Raw genomic sequence first — 23745 nt, 5'->3', positions numbered from 1 at the left:
GTATTCCCCTGTTTTGTTAACAAGGTCAAAGTAATACTTAGGCTATCATTAGTAAAATGAATAAATTCCATAATATGGATTCCATTTGAGCATGAACATCCCAATCAAGACCTTACAGTGTTTTCTGACCTTAGTGGAAACTGAAAACTTTACCCGCGCCGCGCAGAAATGTTTTATCACCCAGCCGACACTAAGCAAAATAATCCAGAGACTTGAAGAAAGCCTTGGTGAAACCTTGCTGATCCGGAATAACCAAAAGGTTGAGTTAACTCAAGCTGGTCAGCTCTTTGAGCACAGTGCACGGGAAATCCTCGGCCAATGGCATAGACTGCAGGAGGACATGAGTAACCTTAGCGGTCTCAAATCGGGGCGGTTGCGACTGGGTGTATGTCCTATGATGAGCAGTCTTATTATTGGTTTGCTCACTAGCTATCGTAAGCGTTATCCGGGAGTTGAACTACACATGTATGAGTACGGTGGATTCGGCTGCGAACAAGCATTGCTCAATAACAGTCTCGATATCGCCTTTACCGCGCTACCCACGACCCATGAGACAGAACTCGTCAACCAACCCCTGACTAAGTACCCTTTACTCGCATGCCTGCCCGAGGGACATCCCCTAGCCGAGAAAGACCACTTAAAATGGCAGGACTTCCAGCCCTATCCTTTTATCCTCTATAACGAAGACTTCTCCCTCGCTAAACTGATTAATCGCCTCAGTCGCAAAGCAGGTGTTCAACTCAATATAGCCTTTCGCAGCGGCCAGTGGGATTTCCTTGCCGCCATGGTCGAAGCCGATATGGGCGTCGCTATTTTACCTGAGCCTATCTGCAATCGATTAAGCACCAGTAAACTGGTCTTTAAACCTATGCAGCCCGCAATGACATGGGATCTGGCGCTTATTTGGCGCCAAAGTTTACCTTTAACACCGGCGGCCAAGGCCTTGCTCGAATTGAGTAAACAAAAAACTGAACGCTGAGAAAATAAAGCGAGAACTGACATTTTTTAAACAACGGGATACTGACTTTAAACAAAGAGATACGAAACTTCGTCAGCCGTAGCGGGTAATTACAGTTGGATCTCGCGCATAAAAAAACCGCTGCGAGCCTAGAGGCCGACAGCGGTTTTTATTAGCTAACTAAATATTAGCCAAAATAAGTTAAGAATTACTTCTTAGCTTCAGCAGCCTTACGTTCTTTAACTTGAGCAACAACTTTCTCAGCTACGCTAGCTGGACATTGGCTGTAGTGTGAGAACTCCATAGAGAACTGACCACGACCAGAAGTCATTGTACGTAAAGTACCGATATAACCGAACATTTCTGATAACGGTACGTCAGCTTTAACGCGAACACCTGTTACACCAGCAACTTGGTCTTTGATCATGCCGCGACGACGGTTTAAGTCACCGATCACATCACCCACGTTGTCATCTGGGCTGAACACGTCAACTTTCATGATTGGCTCAAGAAGTTGTGGTTTAGCTTTAGCGATAGACTGACGGAAAGCGCCTTTAGCAGCGATTTCGAACGCGATTGCTGATGAGTCAACTGCGTGGAATGCACCGTCAGTTAATTCGAACTCAACGTCTAACACTGGGAAGCCAGCGATAGTACCTGTGTTCATCATGCTCGCGAAACCTTTCTCAACTGCTGGCCAGAATTCCTTCGGAACGCTACCACCAACAACTGAAGATTTGAACACGAAACCAGTGTTTGGCTCACCTGGGCGGATGATATATTCGATCTTACCGAATTGACCAGAACCACCTGATTGTTTCTTGTGAGTGTATTGATCTTCAACCATTTGAGTAATGGTTTCACGGTAAGCAACTTGTGGCTCACCTACGATCAATTCAACACCATAAGTACGCTTCAGAATGTCTACTTTGATATCTAAGTGAAGTTCGCCCATACCTTTAAGGATGGTTTCACCTGAATCTTCGTCAGTTTCTACGCGGAATGATGGATCTTCAGCGATCATCTTACCGATAGCGATACCCATTTTCTCAGAACCGCCTTTATCTTTTGGCGCTACTGCGATAGAGATAACTGGCTCAGGGAACACCATAGCTTCTAAGGTAACTGGGTGTTTCACGTCACATAAAGTGTGACCAGTTTGAACGTTCTTCATACCCACGATAGCGATAATGTCGCCAGCTTGAGCTGATTCAATTTCAATACGGTCATCAGCGTACATTTCACACATACGGCCGATACGTTCAGTTTTGCCAGTCGCGCTGTTCAGGATGGTATCACCCTTCTTCAGACGGCCTGAGTAGATACGTACGAAAGTCAGGGCACCGAAACGGTCATCCATGATTTTGAACGCTAACGCTTTTAATGGCTCATCAGCAGAAACGATAGCGAATTCGCCAGTTTCGTTGCCTTCTTCGTCAGTCAATGGTTGTGGATCAACTTCGTCTGGTGCTGGTAAATAATCAACAACAGCATCAAGAACCAGTTGCATACCTTTGTTCTTAAACGCAGAACCACAGTATGTTGGGAAGAATGCCAGTTTGCGAGTACCAGTACGAATACAACGCTTGATGTCTTCGATAGATGGCTCTTCGCCTTCCATGTACGCTTCCATCACTGCATCGTCTTGTTCTACTGCAGTTTCGATCAGCATTTCACGGTATTCTTCAACCATGTCAACCATATCAGCAGGAACGTCTAATACTTCGAAGTTTTCTGGAATACCAGAATCATCCCACACGTATGCTTTACGAGTTAATAGGTCAACAACACCAGTGAATTCGTCTTCAACACCGATTGGCAGAACCATAACCAGTGGAGTTGCAGCTAATACGTCTTTAGTTTGCTTAACAACGCGTAAGAAGTCAGCACCCATACGGTCTAACTTGTTTACGAAGATAATACGCGCAACTTCAGATTCGTTCGCATAGCGCCAGTTAGTTTCTGATTGAGGCTCAACACCGCCTGAACCACAGAATACACCGATACCGCCATCAAGCACTTTCAGAGAACGATAAACTTCAACGGTGAAGTCAACGTGTCCTGGGGTGTCGATAACGTTGAAACGGTGATCTTTCCAGAAGCAACTTACAGCAGCGGACTGAATAGTAATACCGCGCTCAGCTTCCTGTACCATGAAGTCAGTGGTAGATTCACCATCGTGAACTTCACCGATTTTATGGATTTTACCGGTTAGCTTAAGGATACGCTCGGTGGTCGTGGTTTTACCCGCGTCAACGTGAGCGAAGATACCAATGTTTCTGTATTTGGATAATTCGGTCATGATTCAACTTTAATGAGTAGTTTAAGAAGTAGACGGAGTATGCGACAAACACCGACACACCGCACATCAGATTATTTTAGGCGCATATTGTAAATTGGAACCCTGCTCGGCGCAAATGGCTAGAGTACTTTTTCACGATAAAGTCGCGTAATAATTTAGATAAATAGCCATAAACACGAACTAAAACAGATAAGTAAAACACTTTAGCTTATTTTTCACTCAATCAATAAAAACCGTTAAATAAACCTCATTTTAATGGGATAAGGCGATTTTTAAGGGATTTCTATCATATCGTCAGTACAAACATCAAACATTAACCTGCAAGCATGGATGCTAGAACAATCATGTTATACCTATCTCCAAAATAGAGATGACATCCGCGACTCACTTCAATCGCAGTCTTTTAGCCAAATAACCACAAATCAGTCTTGAGTAAACCCTTACGTGTCGATGCACATTTGATTACGCCCTTGTGCTTTAGCACGATAAAGGGCTCGATCTGCCCGCTCAAAACACAATTGTATAGGTTCGTTTTCTGCGAGCTTAGCGATACCAAAACTACAAGTTAAGTGAACATTGTCAGTAAATTGATAATTGTTAATCCTCTGCGCAATCCGCACACACAAGCTTTCAACTAATGGCAATGATGACTGTTGGCAGAGGATCACAAATTCTTCGCCACCCCAACGTGCGACCACATCAGAATCACGCACACAGTGCTGTAATACCTGTGACACTTGCTCAAGAATGCGATCGCCGACGTTATGCCCTAGCGTATCATTAATCTCTTTAAAGTAGTCGATATCAATCATTACAAGGCACATGCCTGCCCCAACAGATATATCATGCTGCTCGTTATTAATAAAAAAGCGATTAAAGTAATGTCGGTTATACAATTTAGTTAAGGGGTCGTGGGTAGATAAAAATTCGAGTTCGGCATTTGACGCTTCAAGCTGTTCGCGTAAAGTTTCCAACTGCTTATTCTTATCGGTTAATCTTCGATTATATTGACTCATAAAGTAAGTTCTCGCCCCCAACATTAGGAGCAACAGACACGTCGCGCAGATAATTTGATACACAAGCGAATAGTTAGTCTCATCTATCACAGTCACATTATTCCACTTCTGATAAATCGTGATCCGCTCTTGCTCACTCACAGTGTTTAAGGCTTTATTTATCACAGGTAGCAAGGACTCTTGACCATAAGCGACCCCCATCCGTAACTCATCTTCCGGCCCGCCCCAACCCGCAATTTTTAAATGATCAAATCCCATTTGTTGAATGTAAGCGTTAACCGAAAACATTGATCCAACAAACAGATCTGCACGTTTATCCAGAACCGACTGCAATCCCGCAGGTTCACTGGCAACAGTAAGCATCTCTATCTGAGGATAATAATGCTGAATATACTCGGCTAAACGATAACCTTTGGGCACGGCTAAAATACGCGTATTGATATTCTCCAATCCTTGCAGAAAAGGCTGTTCTTTAAGTGAAACGAGCACATTGGGTGAGCGGAAATAGACATCACTGAAGTGCAGATAAGTCTCGCGTATTAGCGTTTTATTCAACATAGGGGTTAAATCGCACTGACCACTTTGCAAAAAAGATAGAGTTTCGGTCCAAGAAGATGTCGGCACTAGCTGAAACTTAAGGGAAGAATGTGACTCAACATGACGAATATAGTCCGATGAAATCCCCAGATGCTTACCTTCTCGTATTCCTTCATAGGGCAACCAATCAGGATCAACGCAATAACGGACTATCACAGCAGACTTGGCGCTAACATCTTGATCCGCAAGTTTAGTACTAGACACCATGAAACGATCAGCATTCACCAGTAATGGCATACACAGCAATAGCGACAATAACCTCAATAAGCCACGCAATTCCATTGAAATTTCAACCTAAAAGCTGATGCTAGATGGGGAATGTAAAAAGTGTATACGTGAAAACCACACAATACCAATTCCCATCATTGCTTATACGAAACGCTCGTTTGCCCATTGTGTCTTAACGCCTTCGTACATCAGCAAAACTTATCTCCATAAGGTAATCAGTTGATGGGAAAGAACGTTGCTAAGTTCACTCAGTCCTAAGTTCACTCAGTCTGAATTTGGTATCACATTTAAAAAAGCCAATATTTATTGCTTCATCATCAGGGCTATCCTAAATAACCAACCTTACTCGCCATCCAAAGCCATCATAGTGCCTTTTGCAAACTGCGATTATATGGAGCGGCACCTCACATTAACTTCTACAGCTACGTTCTTTGGCCGCTATACCGTGATCATGATGGACTGTGCGGGGGCATCAAGCAAAGATGGCAGAAGATTTTATAATCTGAGATAAAGCTGCCGCCTTATTCTCCGGAACTGAATCTGATAGAACAGTTGTAGCGGATATTAATAGAATTGATATAAAGCCAAATGGTGCAATTATTGGTGTCGTGGAAGGTAAAAAGGGATTATCGAGAGAAAAATAGGAGGAAAACAGACTAATTGAATAGACACTAGGCTGGATTTAACAAATTGCGAATGCAAAAAAGCCAGCTTATTCAGCTGGCTTTTTTGCATCTCAATGAGATAATTAGGCGCTTGGCGATGACCTACTCTCACATGGGGGTGAAATCATGGCGCTATAAATACGGAGTATTTAGCCATGATTGAACGCGAAGAAGCTTGTCTTCGTAGCCGGGGAGTCCGCTTAGCGGCGGGCGACCGCCATGGATGGTGGAAGTGTCAATATTGGAGGAATATTTATTGACCGACATCGAGATAAGTTTTTGCGAAGCGTATAAACACCAAAGCCCTAGCGGTTTAGGCTAGGGCTTTGGTGTTTATTTGGATGCTTGGCGATGACCTACTCTCACATGGGGAGACCCCACACTACCATCGGCGCGTTTGCGTTTCACTTCTGAGTTCGGGATGGGATCAGGTGGTTCCACAAGGCTATTGTCACCAAGCAAATTCTGTTTATTACCGTGTCCATCTCTGGACCACGTTAATAATAATTCGGAAAGCTGATTTGCTTTGTTTGAGTTCACACTTCATTAAGTGTCGATATTCTGTCTAAGGCTTTTCGTACGACCTCCATGGAAGGAGGAAGTGCTAGAAAATGTCTGGAACATTTTCAGTAAAACCCATCTGGGTTGTATGGTTAAGCCTCTCGAGTCATTAGTACATGTTAGCTCAACGCCTCACAACGCTTACACACCATGCCTATCAACGTCCTAGTCTCGAACGGCTCTTTAGAGGAATTAAATTCCTAGGGATGACTCATCTTAGGGCTCGCTTCCCGCTTAGATGCTTTCAGCGGTTATCGATTCCGAACGTAGCTACCGGGCAATGCCATTGGCATGACAACCCGAACACCAGCGGTTCGTCCACTCCGGTCCTCTCGTACTAGGAGCAGCTCCCTTCAATCATCCAACGCCCACGGCAGATAGGGACCGAACTGTCTCACGACGTTCTGAACCCAGCTCGCGTACCACTTTAAATGGCGAACAGCCATACCCTTGGGACCGACTTCAGCCCCAGGATGTGATGAGCCGACATCGAGGTGCCAAACACCGCCGTCGATATGAACTCTTGGGCGGTATCAGCCTGTTATCCCCGGAGTACCTTTTATCCGTTGAGCGATGGCCCTTCCATTCAGAACCACCGGATCACTATGACCTACTTTCGTACCTGCTCGACGTGTATGTCTCGCAGTTAAGCTGGCTTATGCCATTGCACTAACCGTACGATGTCCGACCGTACTTAGCCAACCTTCGTGCTCCTCCGTTACTCTTTGGGAGGAGACCGCCCCAGTCAAACTACCCACCAGGCACTGTCCCTAATCCCGATAAGGGACCTAGGTTAGAACATCAAAACTACAAGGGTGGTATTTCAAGGACGACTCCATCATGACTAGCGTCACAACTTCATAGTCTCCCACCTATCCTACACATGTAGGTTCAATGTTCAGTGCCAAGCTATAGTAAAGGTTCACGGGGTCTTTCCGTCTAGCCGCGGGTATACGGCATCTTCACCGCAATTTCAACTTCACTGAGTCTCGGCTGGAGACAGCGTGGCCATCATTACGCCATTCGTGCAGGTCGGAACTTACCCGACAAGGAATTTCGCTACCTTAGGACCGTTATAGTTACGGCCGCCGTTTACCGGGGCTTCGATCATGAGCTTCTCTTGCGATAACCCAATCAATTAACCTTCCGGCACCGGGCAGGCGTCACACCGTATACTTCCTCTTGCGAGTTTGCACAGTGCTGTGTTTTTGATAAACAGTTGCAGCCACCTGGTATCTGCGACTCCCGTCAGCTTAGAGAGCAAGTCTCATCACCAACAGGAGCGTACCTTCTCCCGAAGTTACGGTACCATTTTGCCTAGTTCCTTCAGCCGAGTTCTCTCAAGCGCCTTGGTATTCTCTACCCGACCACCTGTGTCGGTTTGGGGTACGATTCCCGCTAACCTGAAGCTTAGAAGATTTTCCTGGAAGCATGGCATCAACTACTTCAGTCCCTTAGGACCTCGTCATCAGCTCTCAGTGTGTACATTAAAGTACGTGTCCCCGGATTTGCCTAAGAACACCACCTACCACCTTAAACGCGGACTACCAACGCCGCGCTAGCCTAGCCTTCTCCGTCTCTCCATCGCAGTTAGCGGAAGTACAGAAATATTAATCTGTTTCCCATCGATTACGCCTTTCGGCCTCACCTTAGGGGTCGACTCACCCTGCCCCGATTAACGTTGGACAGGAACCCTTGGTCTTTCGGCGAGGGGGTTTTTCACCCCCTTTATCGTTACTCATGTCAGCATTCGCACTTCTGATACCTCCAGCGTGGGTTACCCCTTCACCTTCAACGGCTTACAGAACGCTCCTCTACCGCGCACAGTAAACTGTGCACCCGTAGCTTCGGTGACTAGCTTAGCCCCGTTACATCTTCCGCGCAGGCCGACTCGACTAGTGAGCTATTACGCTTTCTTTAAATGATGGCTGCTTCTAAGCCAACATCCTAGCTGTCTAAGCCTTCCCACATCGTTTCCCACTTAGCTAGTACTTTGGGACCTTAGCTGACGGTCTGGGTTGTTTCCCTTTTGACGACGGACGTTAGCACCCGCCGTCTGTCTCCCGAGTAGTACTCATTGGTATTCGGAGTTTGCAAAGGGTTGGTAAGTCGGGATGACCCCCTAGCCTTAACAGTGCTCTACCCCCAATGGTATTCGCTCGAGGCGCTACCTAAATAGCTTTCGAGGAGAACCAGATATCTCCCGGTTTGATTGGCCTTTCACCCCCAGCCACAAGTCATCCGCTAATTTTTCAACATTAGTCGGTTCGGTCCTCCAGTTGATGTTACTCAACCTTCAACCTGCCCATGGCTAGATCACCGGGTTTCGGGTCTACACCTTGCAACTAAACGCGCAGTTAACACTCGGTTTCCCTACGGCTCCGCTATTCGCTTAACCTCGCTACAAAATGTAAGTCGCTGACCCATTATACAAAAGGTACGCAGTCACGGTCTCAAGAACCGCTCCCACTGCTTGTACGTATACGGTTTCAGGTTCTATTTCACTCCCCTCACAGGGGTTCTTTTCGCCTTTCCCTCACGGTACTGGTTCACTATCGGTCAGTCAGGAGTATTTAGCCTTGGAGGATGGTCCCCCCATATTCAAACAGGATGTCACGTGTCCCGCCTTACTCGTTTTCATCAATGGTTAGTTTTCATGTACGGGGCTATCACCCTGTGCCGCTGCGCTTTCAACGCATTCCACTAACACCCCACTGACTTAAGGGCTAATCCCCGTTCGCTCGCCGCTACTAGGGGAATCTCGGTTGATTTCTTTTCCTAAGGGTACTTAGATGTTTCAGTTCCCCTCGTTCGCCTCGCAACACTATGTATTCATGTTGCGATAACAGCTTATGCTGCTGGGTTCCCCCATTCGGACATCGTTAGCTCAAATGCTTGTTACTAGCTCGCCAACGCTTTTCGCAAGTTACTACGTCCTTCATCGCCTCTGACTGCCAAGGCATCCACCGTATACGCTTAGTCGCTTAACCATACAACCCAAATGAGTTTCACTCATCTGCGTCGCATTGCGACCAGCTTGGTTTTACTTGTCTCACTTCTGACCAAAGAAGTGGACGCGCCTTAGACGTAAACTATTCAGCAAAGAATAATTTACTATTGAATATTCAAGACACTTAATAAAGTGTTTGAGAACTCATGTTCAATGCTTTCGCATTAAACGTTTTGTAATTAATCACATGACAGACTCATGCAATTAAATACTATCAGCTTTCCAAATTGTTAAAGAACAATGCGTACCGGCTAGCGGCGCATTTAGCTCTGACTTCTCCTAAGAGAAGATAAACAAGCAATCTGTGTGAACACTCAACAAACATTAAGTTAGTCGTATAGGTAAGGAGGTGATCCAGCCCCAGGTTCCCCTAGGGCTACCTTGTTACGACTTCACCCCAGTCATGAACCACAAAGTGGTGAGCGCCGCCCCGAAGGTTAAGCTACCCACTTCTTTTGCAGCCCACTCCCATGGTGTGACGGGCGGTGTGTACAAGGCCCGGGAACGTATTCACCGTGGCATTCTGATCCACGATTACTAGCGATTCCGACTTCATGGAGTCGAGTTGCAGACTCCAATCCGGACTACGACGAGCTTTGTGAGATTAGCTCCACCTCGCGGCTTTGCAACCCTCTGTACTCGCCATTGTAGCACGTGTGTAGCCCTACTCGTAAGGGCCATGATGACTTGACGTCGTCCCCACCTTCCTCCGGTTTATCACCGGCAGTCTCCCTAGAGTTCCCACCATTACGTGCTGGCAAATAAGGATAGGGGTTGCGCTCGTTGCGGGACTTAACCCAACATTTCACAACACGAGCTGACGACAGCCATGCAGCACCTGTCTCACGGTTCCCGAAGGCACTAAGCTATCTCTAGCGAATTCCGTGGATGTCAAGAGTAGGTAAGGTTCTTCGCGTTGCATCGAATTAAACCACATGCTCCACCGCTTGTGCGGGCCCCCGTCAATTCATTTGAGTTTTAACCTTGCGGCCGTACTCCCCAGGCGGTCTACTTAATGCGTTAGCTTGAGAGCCCAGTGTTCAAGACACCAAACTCCGAGTAGACATCGTTTACGGCGTGGACTACCAGGGTATCTAATCCTGTTTGCTCCCCACGCTTTCGTGCATGAGCGTCAGTCTTTGTCCAGGGGGCCGCCTTCGCCACCGGTATTCCTCCAGATCTCTACGCATTTCACCGCTACACCTGGAATTCTACCCCCCTCTACAAGACTCTAGTTCGCCAGTTCGAAATGCTATTCCTAGGTTGAGCCCAGGGCTTTCACATCTCGCTTAACAAACCGCCTGCGCACGCTTTACGCCCAGTAATTCCGATTAACGCTCGGACCCTCCGTATTACCGCGGCTGCTGGCACGGAGTTAGCCGGTCCTTCTTCTGTAGGTAACGTCACAGATATAGCGTATTAAACTACACCCTTTCCTCCCTACTGAAAGTGCTTTACAACCCGAAGGCCTTCTTCACACACGCGGCATGGCTGCATCAGGGTTTCCCCCATTGTGCAATATTCCCCACTGCTGCCTCCCGTAGGAGTCTGGGCCGTGTCTCAGTCCCAGTGTGGCTGATCATCCTCTCAGAACAGCTAGGGATCGTCGCCTTGGTGAGCCATTACCTCACCAACTAGCTAATCCCACCTAGGTTCATCCAATCGCGGAAGGCCCGAAGGTCCCCTCCTTTCCCCCGTAGGGCGTATGCGGTATTAGCAGTCGTTTCCAACTGTTATCCCCCTCGACTGGGCAGATCCCTAGGCATTACTCACCCGTCCGCCGCTCGCCACCTCAGGAGTAAACTCCCTTGTGCTGCCGCTCGACTTGCATGTGTTAGGCCTGCCGCCAGCGTTCAATCTGAGCCATGATCAAACTCTTCAATTAAAGTTTTGTTGCTTCCGTCTTGCGACTTCAGCGGCTCAATGAATTCTGATTTTTTGTTTCCACTTAAAAGCAGAAACAAACTGTACATATTACTATGAACACTCATTGTTACATTGATTTAAATTTTGACTGCCAACCCGAAGGCTAAGCAGTTTCGATTAACTCAACACCTGTGAGTGCCCACACAGATTTCTTGTTTTATCTTGTTAAAGAGCAACTCAATATTCGTAAGAGAACTTGAGTACCACACTGAGCGTCGAACGCTTCCAGTTGGCTAGGGCTGCGTATTCTACGCATTTCCCGTTTCGCGTCAAGGAGTTTTGCAAACTTTCTCAACACTCATCAATCAGTAAACTCATCGATGAACCGTCACATCAGGCTGCTTAACGCTGTCTGCCGTGTCAGTGGATGCGCATTATAGGCAGCAGGAGATTTTGTGCAACCCCTATTTTAAGGAAATTTGCAGTTAATTCTAATTATCTAATCTAGTCACATCATACCCACCACTTACCCCCAAAGTTATCCACACACAGCTCATTTTAGACTCAGTTTCAACTTAAAATGAGGTTTGATGAGCCTCTATATACTACGAATAAAGCATGGAGATTCCGTTGATTCTCGAGGCCAGAGGTGGATTCTTGATGCAGCTTGTTCTAATAAATGGGCAAACGATAGATTAAAGAGACTCTTTGCCGACTTAATCAGAGATACAGGTCGTATTGCACAGAGCTGAGATTGGCCACTTGTTAGCGATATGCTTATCTATTAAAGCTAAGTTGATTTATCAAAGACGTCATGCACATTAAGAGTGGCATGTTTGCTTACCTATATTTAGTGACAGGAAATTTAGTGGCAATAATTTAGAAGCAAAAAATACCCGCCAATGGCGGGTATTGTCTCATTCAGCTATGGCGCTAAACGCTGAGCTTATTCTTCAACAGGCGAGACCACGAACAGTAAGTCGCCTTGAGACACTTGCTGACCATTGCTGTTCAGGATGCGCTCTATACGATACTTCTTATCTTCAGGGTACAGAATCGCACTCTGGCGGTTAAAGCCAGCTAAGGTCACTTGCGAGAACATCTTCATCGCTTCTGTTAGTGCTAGTGTTTGATCAACGGTGACTATGTCACCTTCTTTCACGAAGTCCGCTTCACCCGGTGCAGAAGAGGTATAGAAGATACCTGCGCCTTGGGCTAACACTTTCAGTTCGTTACTTTCGCCAACACGCAGTGATTCAGTGTCTACTTCCACAGTTTCAGCGGCAGCTTCCATTTCTGCGATCAACGCAGGAATATCGAGCTCGGCCATTAAGCGTGGCAGATAGTTAGTATCGTAAACACCTTCGTTGAAAGTACCATCTTTCAAGATCAGCTTGAGCAACGGAATGTTAGTCGCGATGCCTTTCAGCACTACACTGTCTAAGTATTCGTACAGTTTGGCAATCACATCCTCACGGTTTTCACCGCGCATGATGATTTGCGCAATCAAGCTATCGTAGTATGGCGATACTTCTTTACCTGGCGCAGCAATCGAAATGATTTCCACATCGGGATGATCTGGGAACACACACTCAGTGATCTTGCCCGGATTAGGAATCAGCTGCAGTATGCCATGGCTATCGAGCGCCGCTTTCTCAGCCGTCACACGTACTTCCATCGCATAACCAATTTCTTTAGGCTCTAACGCTGCAATTGAACGGCCAGCGGCAATATCAAACTGCGCACTAACGATATCAATACCTGAAGTCGCTTCCGTAACAGGATGCTCAACCTGCAGACGCGTGTTCATTTCCATGAAGTAGACTTCGTTTGCATCTAAGTTATAGATGAACTCAACGGTACCTGCGCCCATGTAATCGGTCGCGTCGCCTAAGGCACGGGTATAAGCCAGCACTTGTCGCTTCAGCTCATCCGGCAACATAGTTGAGCCAGATTCTTCGACCACTTTTTGGTTATTACGTTGAACCGAACAGTCACGCAAACCTAATACTTTCGCGTTGCCGAACTTATCACGCAGTAACTGCACTTCGATGTGACGCAGTGATGTCACATATTTCTCTAAGTACAAGTCACCGTTACCAAAGGCTGCAGCTGCTTCGGTTGCAGTTTTTTGGAATAAACCAATCATGTCTTCAGGACGTTTTACAACCTGAATACCTTTACCGCCACCACCTTGTACCGCTTTAAGCAATACTGGATAGCCAATTTCGCTCGCCACGTTTACGGCTTGTTCAGCATTGGTCAGAATACCGTGCGAACCAGGCACAACAGGTACGTTTTGCGCTTGCGATGTCTTAATTGCGTTCGACTTGTTACCCATAGTCGTCATTGAATGCACGCTAGGACCGACGAAGTTAACACCGTTATTCACACACAATGCAGCAAACTGCGGGCTTTCTGATAGGAAACCAATACCAGGATGCAATGCATCAACCTGTTCATATTCGGCCACTTTCAGCACTGAGTATGCGTTCAAGTAACTTTCGTCCGAGGTGTTACCACCAAGACAAACTAACTTGTCAGTTTCTTTAAGCATATCCGCGGGGACTGACGTCATATCTGGATCAGACGCCACTAATACCACATTGATATTATTGTCATGCGCCTTACGAATAAGTTTTACTGCTGTACAACCACGGGCGTGAACCAATACTTTGTTAATTGGCTTCATTAACTTACGTGGATCGTTCTGCACGATCACTTCTTCTTCAACAGTAGCTTCAACCACTAAGGTCGACAGTGCATTGATGATCACATCGTTAATTTTTGCCGAAGGCATTGGCATCAGAGGATCGATACCTGCTAACTGAGAGTCTAAATTGTCGCTGAATGGGTTATGGACTAAGCCCGCCATTGCGCCAGGTACTTTTGACAAGTAGTTAGAAAGCGTTGCCGTTGATGGTAAGTAAGCTGGCACCACCATTTGACCTGCGAATGGCATGTTAGTACCAGACAGATAGTAAGTTTGCACCAATGGGTGAGTCACAAAACTCGCCTGCGCACCACCGGTACAATCACCAAAACCAAACATCAGTACTGGCAATTCGTTATCACGAATAAACCGCGTGATACGGTCGTTCACCACAGCCATAGAGAATAGCGCCGCGGCGCCTTCTTTAGTCTGCATACCGCCTGAACTGATAAAGCACACAACGGGTAATTTACGCTTAGCACACTCGATTAATAGTGCAGAGAATTTCTCAGCACTGGCCATATCGAATGCACCCGCTTGGAATGCGGTGTTAGACACAGCCACACCCACACGCACTTTTTGACCTTTTTCTTTAAAGTCAGCAATACCTGTGATCAAACCACATGGGCGAATGCCTTTATCTAATGCGTCTTCAATCGATAAACGGAAGCCTGGGAAGTTGAGCAAGTTAGCCGACATTTTGTCGCCGTTGATCTCTTCGAAATGGGTAAAGAACTGCTTCACCACATTTTCCCAAGTCATGTTGCCTTTACGTTTTTCGTCACGCAGCACTTTTTGGATTAATAGATCCTGATAACCCATGGTCAAGCGGTTCCAGAAGTCCTTACGACGACCGATACGCACAGGGTTGATCGCGCCAGTGTACTTGCTGGTATCGCTTTCACTATCGAAATACTCAGGCAGTAAACGCTCGAAGAAGTAAGTCAGTACCACGAATAGACTGTCGTTAAGTTGTGGGAAACCCACACTCTTCCACTGCTCTACTCGCACCAACAAATCGGCGCGGTTCGATTGACCCATAAAATACTTGAGCCACTTATAGAACTTAGCTTTGTCGTTCGAGGTATCTTGCGTCGACAATGCATGGTCAATTGACTTGTGCAACAGGTTGTTCACTGAGTTACGTGACAAACTCTTCGACATCATGGCTTCTTTAGCGATTGACGCTAAGCTGCCCACAACGTTGTCATACAAGGCATTGAAGATCAGAATGTTATGGCATTGCCAAATAAAGTCTTCACGCAGTTCTTCATTTACCACCACATCAAGCACAGTCAGCTGATTCAGCTCAGGCCATTTAGCTTGAGTCACAGACTTTGGTAAACTTTCTAAGTGCTGAATGAGCCCTTTGAAGTTATTAGCCGCATTGCTCTTCCAGCGATGATACAAAGACCAACTGATGTTGAATAACAGCGCCTTACGTGCTTTTTTATAGTTCTCTTTTGGCTCACCCAAAATCAAACGTGTCAGCATGTTACGCTCGGTCGAGACTTCGTCACGTTTAGCGACAAAGTTGGTCCATAATTTATTCAAATCTTCGTCATAAACTAGCTTGTCAGGGTTAGACAACCAAGCTTGGAACACACGGTCTTGTTCCTGTTGAATACGTGCCAACAGATCACCTTCTGGCACGCTAGCACGTGACAGACGACCATATTGCTCTTGAGAAATAGAATGGATACGGCTACGTAGCGTTAAATAACGCAAATAGCGATAGGCGCTACCGAACAAGTTATGGTGACTGGTCGGGCTCGTTGCCACAGCCAATTCTGCATTCAGTTCCAAAGCCATCAAGTTTTTAGATGGATTAAGGAAACGAGTTAAACTGCGATCATAATGCTCACGTAAATCTTTAGATTCACGCACAAAATTCATCGCTGCACGCTCAACCGCTTCTACGCTGCTAATAATAGCGCGGCGCAGATTGTGCTGACGCTCGTCGCGATCGCCTGGTGAAAAGTCGATGATACCGTCGATACAACCTGAGGTATAAAGCTCTTCTGGTGATACACCCACAGATTTCGCACATTCTTGCCAAGATAAGTTGTACTTACGGGCAATACTTTGCAGACCTTGTGGCTGGATCGTGTTGAAAATACCGTCACGCAACGACAACAGAATGTTCGCCGCCGCTAATGGAATTGCGCCACCAGAATAACCAGCACCAATTACGATACCGACTGTCGGTACGTCAACGTTGGCACTTTCTGCGATGGCTTTAGAAATTGAATGCGCTTGGTTTTGGCTGTTAGCGATTTCGCCAGCATCCGCCCCTGGGGTATCAATTAAATAGATAATAGGCATAGACAATTCGGCGAAATGACGAATTGCTTTACAAGCGGCGTAATGATGCTCAGGCATCCAAGCACCGTTAGCGGTAGTGCGTTCTTGGGCAATAAAGCCAATACGACGAGTGCGTGAACCAAAGTTCAGCTCGACCTCAGCACTGTAAAAAGAGCCCAAGTGAGTTTCCGTAATCAAACGACCTTTAAGATCGGCAATAATACGTTTTGCACCAGGACGACCTTTATCTTGGGTCGGCTGGATCACTTTAGCAACGTAACCGTCGACATCTAAAGATGCCAAGTCTTTTAAGTTTGCTTGAATAGCATCCTCATTTAAAAGACCTTTAATTTCTTCCGATAAACTCTGTTTACTGTGCTTAGGAAACAGAGAAAAATCTTTTGCCAAATGCTCGGCCTGTAAAAAAAGCGGATCGGGCGTTTGGGCTTGAGTCATGTGTTTGGGCTGATTATTGCTGGTCATCAAAAGATCCTCTGCTTAGCCTCTGAAAATTTTTAGCCAATAAATATAACTTTGTTATCCCGTCAAATGCCATTAAACTGCATAGGACGCTTTGTTCCAAATATGAGACAGTGGGAATAACATGCCAGATTTAAACGGTATGATGCTATTTGCAGCCGTAGTTAGAGCGAAGGGATTCTCCCAAGCTGCACGTGAAACCGGCCACCCAAAATCCACCATAAGTCGCAAAATCGCGCAGCTAGAAGAACAACTTGGCGTGCGATTACTACAGCGCGACACCCGTAATTTGAGTTTGACCCAAATCGGGGCACTCTTTTATCAACACTGTGATTCGATTCGCAATGAGGTAGAAGCGGCCAAGGCAGTTATCGAGAATACTCACGATGATGTGTCAGGATCATTACGCATTGCAATCCCAGTGTCATTTAGCCAAGAACTTATCGCTAACCTCTGTAGCGGATTTATGCGTTTATATCCCAATGTTGAATTGGATGTCCAGTTTACCGACAACGATATTGGTTTAGTCGGTGAAGGATATGACATAGCCATCAAATATGGTCCACTTCAATCGTCGGACTTAGTCGCAAGATTACTGTTTGAACGCCAGCCAATTTTAGTGGCAAGCCCTGCATACTTAAAACTCAAAGGCACACCCGCGACCCCAAAGGAACTCAGCCTGCACAGTGGGATTTTATTGGGGACTTCTCGCTCAGCACCAATTTGGCCATTGGGTAAAGGTTCGCGTAAAACCATGGCGAACTTTCAGCGTAAAGTGAGGGTCAACAGCCCGATAATGGTGAAGCAATTAGCCATAGATGATTTTGGCATCGCCATGTTATCCAATTCAGCCTGTAAAACCGAACTTGCTAATGGACAGCTAGTACCGATTTTACAGGAATGGCCGATTGAACCTTTTAAGGTTTATGGGGTTTATTCGAGCAGACGCCAACTGGCCACCAACATCAGTGTCTTCTTAGATTTCTTTGTAAAACGCTTCAGCAGCCAAGAAAGCCTGCAATCCCTAATGGGTTAACGTTTCCCGTCGCATCAAGGAAGCCTGTTTCAAGAAAACCCAATAAAAAAGCCTAGATCTGAGTCTAGGCTTTCAGTATCACGATTGATGTCAGCTAAGTAGGCAGCTTCATACACAATTCTCGCAAGGTTTAGATACGCTATGCTTACGCGACCTAGCATAGGCTAAGGAATAACGCGTTCCCGTTTTAAGATTTCCTTAGTAATGGCTTGACGCAATGGTAAACCTGCGGCGTCGGGAATATCCATATTCATCGCAAAAAACCATACATTATCATCGAGTTCAACCCAACCTACCCACCAGCCAATGCTTGGTTCTGCTCTGACTGCATAACCGGTTTTCGCACGGATAATATAGTCAGAATTCGCTTCAGTCAGCATGGCTTGCTTAACAATACGTAAACTGCGCTCAGAAGCGTGTATCTTGTTGTGATAAAGCTTACGCAGGAAATCGATTTGCTCCGTAGCCGAAATTCGTATGCCACCATCTAACCAAAAGCTATCCAAATTTCCCGAAATATCCTCATTACCATAATCAAACGAGGCGATCATCTTCGACATACGCGCCTCACCAATTTGGCGAGCAAACTCTTGGTAGACAGGCACAACCGAATACTTCATTGCAGTAATAAGATTATGATCACGATTCCAAGTTGCGATATCTCGACTTTTACCATCCCACTTAAAGACTTGATGCTCATCCTTTACCACGCCAAGCTCTAGCGCGATCAAACTGTTAGGAATTTTAAACGTCGATGCAGGTAAAAAACCTTGATTGGCACGTTTAAGATTATTAGTGAATCCCTGTTGCTTGTTTTCATTCCATAACACCACTACGCCTTTAGTTTGGTGCTGAGTAAAACTAGCATCCCAACTGCGGGTTTCTTGCCACTCCTCAGCTGTAGTAGATGCAAAAGTCGGCGCCACTAAGCTTGACGACACTAAAATAGACGACATCACCAGCACAGCCGATATGGTGAACAAACGCATAAAGTCTCCTTGTAGAAAAACAAACAATCCAATGAACTAAAAAAGTGATTAAGGCTATCACTTAGGGTTTTGGCAAGCCCTAGCAAACTGCTGACCAATTGTGGCAAAAAAGAGGCAAACTAGACCCTATTGCACTGTTGCAGATGGATTAATGCTAGCGCCATATGATTTGTGATAGAAGATATTGGCATAAGATGACGAAGATCACTGAGCTTAACTTTATTACCCTCAGCTTGTAGTGCATACTTTTTGGCATAAAAGCCTATCCGTACGAAAAAATAATCATTATTTCCAATGAATAACGTCTAATCACTACAGGGAAGCCAAACATGTTAAAGCCAGTGTTAACACTCATCCTCACCACCAGCTTAATGACTACAGCCAGTGCCGTGCAGTTATTTGGTGATGTTGAAGTTTCCCGCCTACCAACAGCCGAAAAAACCATAGGCGACGTAGCCACTCGCTATCAAGCTCTTGACGATGGTCTGGCTCAGCTGAGCTCAAAGAAAAACGAAGTTGACGCCACCCAATTAGCGGCGCGCCAAGGACACAGATTGTGGCAACAAGCTGTCCGCGATGTGCAGTCAGGGCATTTTGACGACCGACCTTTATACTGGGCTCGCCTTGCCATGCTTAATAGTCTAAAAACCACCAGTGCCAACTTTAAAATGGCCGATTGGCAACAAGACATATTAATGAGTGCGGTTGAAAAAGCCTCACGGGGTTTTAGCGATATTCAATATAGTGATGATGTCCAAATCAAAATATTCCTCACGGGTTTCGATCCTTTCTTCCTCGACAAAGATATCACCCAGAGTAATCCTTCCGGTCTAGTCGCCCTCGCCTTGGATGGTTTTCGCTTTGAAATTAATGGTAAAACGGCGCAAATAGAAACCGCTATGGTGCCAGTACGTTTTGCAGATTTTGATCAAGGACTTATCGAGTCGCTATTGAGCCCGATTTATCGCGATCTTAAAACACAATTTGTGTTCACCGTTAGCATGGGCCGAACTGATTTTGATATCGAACGTTTCCCTGGGCGAAATCGCAGCGCAGCGGCGCCCGATAACCAAAACGTACTCACTGGCGGCACTAAAACCGCGCCCGTTGCCCCAAAGCTTAATGGTAAAGATTTTATCGGCCCCGAATTTGTGGAATTTTCACTGCCTGTTTCGGCTATGCAAGTCAAAGATGGTCAATGGAAAGTCAATGATAACCATACTGTCACTACCCTTGCCCGCGGCGAATTTAGTGCAACATCATTAAACGAACTGCAAAACGAAACCTCAGTCGAAGGTTCAGGCGGCGGTTATCTCTCTAATGAAATCTCCTATCGCGCCATAGTCTTGCAGCAAAAGTTTAATAGCCATACCAAGATCGGCCACATTCACACACCAAGAGTCAAAGGCTATGACGCAGATACTGAGCAAGCCATAGTCGAACAAGTACGCACTATGGTGATGCAGGCGGCAGCGAGTTTATAGCCAAGTCACATTTCCTGAAACAGGCTGAAACTAGTATTGTCAGATAGCGTTCGCTATGATGCGAACGCTTATGATGTAAACGCTTAGGCAAGCTTAATCACCGATAAGTTTTAAGCACTCAATTTTATCTTTAACCGACGAGATCCAACGCTAACCCTATGCTGAAACCCGCTGACTTACTCAATGCCTTACGCCGTCGCAGCAGTGAAGCACTTGCACCACTGTCAAGGTCGACGTACGCAGCCTTAGGCCAAAGCCAAGATAAGTCGCAGGTGATAACGAGTTCACCAGCACCCAATCCGGCTCAGGCGCATATTTTCACTGGTTCGTCACGCCCACTCTCATCACTACAAATTCAAGTACTAGAGCGAATTGAAGCCTGTTATCAAGAGGCCGAGATATCGCTTAAGCGCACTTTCCCACGCCCAGTCACTCAATTTAGTCTAAGGGGTAAGAGTGCGGGTACGGCTCATCTGCAACAGAATCGCTTGCGATTCAATCCTGTATTGCTACGCGAAAACAGCGAGGCATTTCTGACTGAGGTCGTCCCCCACGAAATTTGTCATTTACTGTGTTTTCAGCTTTTTGGCAAAACCAAGCCCCACGGTAAAGAATGGCAATCTTTGATGTTAACGGTATTTAAGGTCAATCCGAGTACCACACATAGCTTTAATACCACTTCAGTTACGAGTCGCGATGTTGAGTATCGCTGCGCCTGTGGACCGATTCGACTGAGTATTCGCCGCCATAACAAGGTGCTGCGTGGTGAAAGTCGTTATATCTGTAAACGCTGTAAGACCCATTTAACTGCGATCTAGCGACTTTCAGCAAACAAAACTCCCACCTAAGTACGACTCAATTTGCATAAACAGCGATATTTCCCTTACCATCACGCCATAAAAGATGAGCCAAAGGCTCGCGTAGTGTTTGTTATTTTGGGATAAATTTTGAACAAAGCTTCTTTAACCGTTAATTCACGGCGACTTTTGTTGTGCCTAATCACTTGGGCGGCGACCTTATCTGTGCCCGCAAGTGCCTCAGTGTCACATCCCAGCAGTTTCAGCCAAGCGAAAACCAAGTCACAGGCGCTCTACGCAGGCAGTCGCCAAGGTACTCTGCCCGCAGTCAGCTTTTACTGTGGCTGTGAAATTCAGATCAAAGGTAAATCGTGGAAACCCGATCTCGCCAGCTGTGGTTATCAAGTCCGTAAACAGGAAACCCGCGCCAACCGTATCGAGTGGGAACACATAGTCCCCGCCTGGGAATTTGGCCATCAACTCCAATGCTGGCAAAAGGGTGGCCGTAAAAACTGTGCCGATAACAGTAATGAATTTAATAAGATGGAATCGGACATGCATAATTTGGTGCCCGCAATTGGTGAGGTCAATGGCGATCGCAGCAACTTCCGATTTAGCCAATGGAACGGTAAGGCCGACCAATATGGCCAATGTGCTATGGTAGTCGACTTTAAGAATCGTCAAGCACAACCTCCCGCGAATACCCGCGGTAAGATAGCCAGAACCTACCTCTATATGCAGCAGACCTATGGTCTTAAAATCGCCTCAAGCCAATTAAAATTGTTTAAGGCATGGGATAAAACCTATCCAGTTGATACTATTGAGTGCAAACGTGATAACGCCATAGCGCAAACCCAAGGTAACCATAACCCCTTTGTGCAGAATGCCTGTAATGCGCCACCACAGCGTCAACAATTAGCCGAATAAGGTCGACAATGAGAGTCCCAAGAATTTATCAACCTCAGCCATTAGCCATCAATCAACAGTTGAACTTAGACGAAGATGGCGCGGCCCATATCGGCAAGGTGCTACGCATGGGCAACGGCGAACATATCAGTCTATTTAATGGCGATGGCAATGATTATCTTGCTGAAATTGTTGACGCAGGTAAGAAGCATGTCACAGTAAAACTGCTCTCCTGTGAGGCCAATTTATCTGAGTCACCACTCAACTTGCACTTAGGCCAAGTGATTTCCCGTGGCGATAGAATGGAGTTCACCATTCAAAAATCGGTCGAGCTTGGCGTAAATACGATTACGCCGCTGTTTTCAGATCGCTGCGGTGTGAAACTCAACGGTGAACGCCTAGAGAAAAAAATTCAGCAATGGCAGAAGATCGTCGTGAGCGCCTGTGAGCAATCGGGACGCAGCCAAGTGCCCATGGTTCGCCCAGCGATGGACTTGCACGATTGGTGCAGTGAGCCGACCTCGGCGCTTAAACTCAATTTGCATCCACGTGCCGCACACGGTATCAATGGCTTAGATTTAGCCCATACCCGCGTGCGACTATTAATTGGCCCAGAAGGCGGTTTGTCGGCGGAAGAAATCGCCATGACAGAAACCTATCAGTTTACCGATGTGTTGCTTGGCCCCAGAGTGCTACGCACCGAAACCGCCTCGCTCACCGCCATTACGGCACTGCAACTCAGATTTGGTGATTTAGGCTAGACCGTCCACAACCGCACACAGCGGTGGTATGGCACCCCATTATCCAATAAATGCTTTTTTGCCTGCAAACGGCGACAAATAAGGAACAGATTAATGATAAAACTCGGCATAGTGATGGACCCCATCAGTGAGATCAACATTAAGAAAGACTCCAGTTTTGCCATGTTAATGGCCGCGCAGGAAAGAGGTTATCAGCTGTTTTATATGGAAATGGCCGATCTTGCTATGGTCAACGGTGTGGCTATGGCCAATATGCGTCCGTTAACTGTTTTCAATGATGCGAGCAAATGGTTTGAACTCGGCGAAGCTACAGACACGCCGATGAGCGAACTCGACGTGATCTTAATGCGTAAGGACCCGCCATTCGATACTGAGTTTATCTACGCAACTTACATGCTTGAACGCGCCGAAGAACAAGGCGTGTTGATCGTTAACAAGCCGCAAAGCTTACGTGATGCTAACGAGAAACTGTTTACCGCATGGTTTAGCGAATTCACGCCAGAAACGATCGTAACCCGTGATGCCAAACGTATCCGCGCTTTCCACCAAGCGAAGGGCGATATTATTCTTAAGCCACTTGATGGTATGGGCGGCACCTCGATTTTCCGCGTGAAGCAGGACGACCCAAACCTTGGGGTCATCATAGAAACCTTGACCAGCTATGGCCAACAATATGCCATGGCGCAAGCCTTTATCCCTGAGATAACCAAAGGCGATAAACGCATTTTAGTGGTCGATGGTGAGCCTGTGCCCTACGCCTTGGCGCGTATCCCAATGAAAGGCGAAACCCGTGGTAACTTAGCGGCAGGCGGAAGCGGTGTGGCTCAACCTTTATCCGACAGCGATTGGGCAATTGCCCGCGCCATTGGTCCAGAACTTAAAAAGCGTGGACTGATTTTTGTCGGCCTCGATGTCATTGGTGACAAGCTGACTGAGATCAACGTAACTAGTCCAACTTGTATCCGTGAGATCCAAGCAGCATTTAATGTCGACATCACCGGCATGTTAATGGATGCTATTGAAGCACGCATTAACACCAAAGCATAAAAATTTACCAACGAGTTTGTTGATT

The 23745-nt window shown here is 46.3% G+C and carries 11 protein-coding genes and 3 rRNA genes; 7 read left to right on the top strand and 7 right to left on the bottom strand.

Annotated features, from left to right (window positions below; genetic code table 11):
* Positions 1-91 precede the first annotated feature (91 nt).
* On the top strand, positions 92-979 hold the full coding sequence (locus RA178_RS04035; RefSeq protein ID WP_105251505.1) for a LysR family transcriptional regulator: 888 nt from the start codon (positions 92-94) through the stop codon (positions 977-979).
* Positions 980-1166: 187 nt separating this feature from the next.
* Here RA178_RS04035 and fusA read toward each other — a convergent pair whose 3' ends face one another.
* The 6 genes from fusA to RA178_RS04005 all read right to left on the bottom strand — a co-directional run bounded on the left by fusA (position 1167) and on the right by RA178_RS04005 (position 16703).
* Positions 1167-3260 (bottom strand): elongation factor G, encoded by a 2094-nt coding sequence (gene fusA / locus RA178_RS04030; RefSeq protein ID WP_105251504.1) that lies wholly within the window; start codon positions 3258-3260, stop codon positions 1167-1169.
* A 440-nt stretch (positions 3261-3700) separates the two neighbouring features.
* Entirely contained in the window at positions 3701-5155 is a 1455-nt protein-coding gene (locus RA178_RS04025) for a diguanylate cyclase (RefSeq protein WP_306684635.1), read from the bottom strand.
* A 954-nt stretch (positions 5156-6109) separates the two neighbouring features.
* A 5S ribosomal RNA gene (rrf, locus tag RA178_RS04020) occupies positions 6110-6225 on the bottom strand.
* A gap of 190 nt (positions 6226-6415) precedes the next feature.
* Positions 6416-9317, bottom strand: a 23S ribosomal RNA gene (locus RA178_RS04015).
* Between the two features lie 362 nt (positions 9318-9679).
* A 16S ribosomal RNA gene (locus RA178_RS04010) occupies positions 9680-11222 on the bottom strand.
* Together the 16S, 23S and 5S rRNA genes form the textbook arrangement of a ribosomal RNA operon.
* 927 nt (positions 11223-12149) lie before the next feature.
* Positions 12150-16703 carry an ATP-binding protein gene (locus tag RA178_RS04005; RefSeq protein WP_105251502.1) on the bottom strand — a complete coding sequence of 1518 codons (4554 nt, stop codon included), beginning with the start codon at positions 16701-16703 and terminating at the stop codon, positions 12150-12152.
* 121 nt (positions 16704-16824) lie between these two features.
* Here RA178_RS04005 and RA178_RS04000 point away from each other — a divergent pair, with 121 nt between their 5' ends.
* Positions 16825-17736 (top strand): LysR family transcriptional regulator, encoded by a 912-nt coding sequence (locus tag RA178_RS04000; protein WP_105251501.1) that lies wholly within the window; start codon positions 16825-16827, stop codon positions 17734-17736.
* A 164-nt stretch (positions 17737-17900) separates the two neighbouring features.
* On the opposite strand, the gene blaOXA is transcribed toward RA178_RS04000, so the two are convergent.
* Positions 17901-18725, bottom strand: a complete 825-nt coding sequence (gene blaOXA / locus RA178_RS03995; RefSeq protein ID WP_306684633.1) for a class D beta-lactamase — start codon at positions 18723-18725, stop codon at positions 17901-17903.
* A gap of 329 nt (positions 18726-19054) precedes the next feature.
* On the opposite strand from blaOXA, the gene RA178_RS03990 reads away from it, so the two are divergent.
* The 5 genes from RA178_RS03990 to gshB all read left to right on the top strand — a co-directional run bounded on the left by RA178_RS03990 (position 19055) and on the right by gshB (position 23720).
* On the top strand, positions 19055-20209 hold the full coding sequence (locus tag RA178_RS03990) for a PA0049 C-terminal domain-containing protein (RefSeq protein ID WP_306684632.1): 1155 nt from the start codon (positions 19055-19057) through the stop codon (positions 20207-20209).
* Positions 20210-20367: 158 nt separating this feature from the next.
* A complete protein-coding gene (locus tag RA178_RS03985) occupies positions 20368-21027 on the top strand; it encodes a SprT family zinc-dependent metalloprotease (RefSeq protein WP_306684631.1) in 660 nt (219 codons plus the stop codon).
* Between the two features lie 129 nt (positions 21028-21156).
* Positions 21157-21933: an endonuclease EndA gene (gene endA, locus RA178_RS03980; RefSeq protein ID WP_168826806.1), complete on the top strand. Its 777-nt coding sequence runs from the start codon at positions 21157-21159 to the stop codon at positions 21931-21933.
* Between the two features lie 8 nt (positions 21934-21941).
* Entirely contained in the window at positions 21942-22673 is a 732-nt protein-coding gene (gene rsmE, locus RA178_RS03975) for a 16S rRNA (uracil(1498)-N(3))-methyltransferase (RefSeq protein WP_113941550.1), read from the top strand.
* A 93-nt stretch (positions 22674-22766) separates the two neighbouring features.
* Positions 22767-23720: a glutathione synthase gene (gene gshB / locus RA178_RS03970; RefSeq protein WP_219252129.1), complete on the top strand. Its 954-nt coding sequence runs from the start codon at positions 22767-22769 to the stop codon at positions 23718-23720.
* Positions 23721-23745 lie beyond the last annotated feature (25 nt).

The sequence above is a fragment of the Shewanella oncorhynchi genome (assembly GCF_030848765.1).
Lineage (GTDB): Bacteria > Pseudomonadota > Gammaproteobacteria > Enterobacterales > Shewanellaceae > Shewanella > Shewanella oncorhynchi.
This window is presented reverse-complemented; position numbering and strand designations above follow the sequence as displayed.

Coding starts and splice junctions, on each gene's coding strand:
- RA178_RS04035 (WP_105251505.1), top strand. CDS start 92: ATGAACATCCCAATCAAGACCTTACAGTGTTTTCTGACCTTAGTGGAA.
- fusA (WP_105251504.1), bottom strand. CDS start 3,260: ATGACCGAATTATCCAAATACAGAAACATTGGTATCTTCGCTCACGTT.
- RA178_RS04025 (WP_306684635.1), bottom strand. CDS start 5,155: ATGGAATTGCGTGGCTTATTGAGGTTATTGTCGCTATTGCTGTGTATG.
- RA178_RS04005 (WP_105251502.1), bottom strand. CDS start 16,703: ATGACCAGCAATAATCAGCCCAAACACATGACTCAAGCCCAAACGCCC.
- RA178_RS04000 (WP_105251501.1), top strand. CDS start 16,825: ATGCCAGATTTAAACGGTATGATGCTATTTGCAGCCGTAGTTAGAGCG.
- blaOXA (WP_306684633.1), bottom strand. CDS start 18,725: ATGCGTTTGTTCACCATATCGGCTGTGCTGGTGATGTCGTCTATTTTA.
- RA178_RS03990 (WP_306684632.1), top strand. CDS start 19,055: ATGTTAAAGCCAGTGTTAACACTCATCCTCACCACCAGCTTAATGACT.
- RA178_RS03985 (WP_306684631.1), top strand. CDS start 20,368: ATGCTGAAACCCGCTGACTTACTCAATGCCTTACGCCGTCGCAGCAGT.
- rsmE (WP_113941550.1), top strand. CDS start 21,942: ATGAGAGTCCCAAGAATTTATCAACCTCAGCCATTAGCCATCAATCAA.
- gshB (WP_219252129.1), top strand. CDS start 22,767: ATGATAAAACTCGGCATAGTGATGGACCCCATCAGTGAGATCAACATT.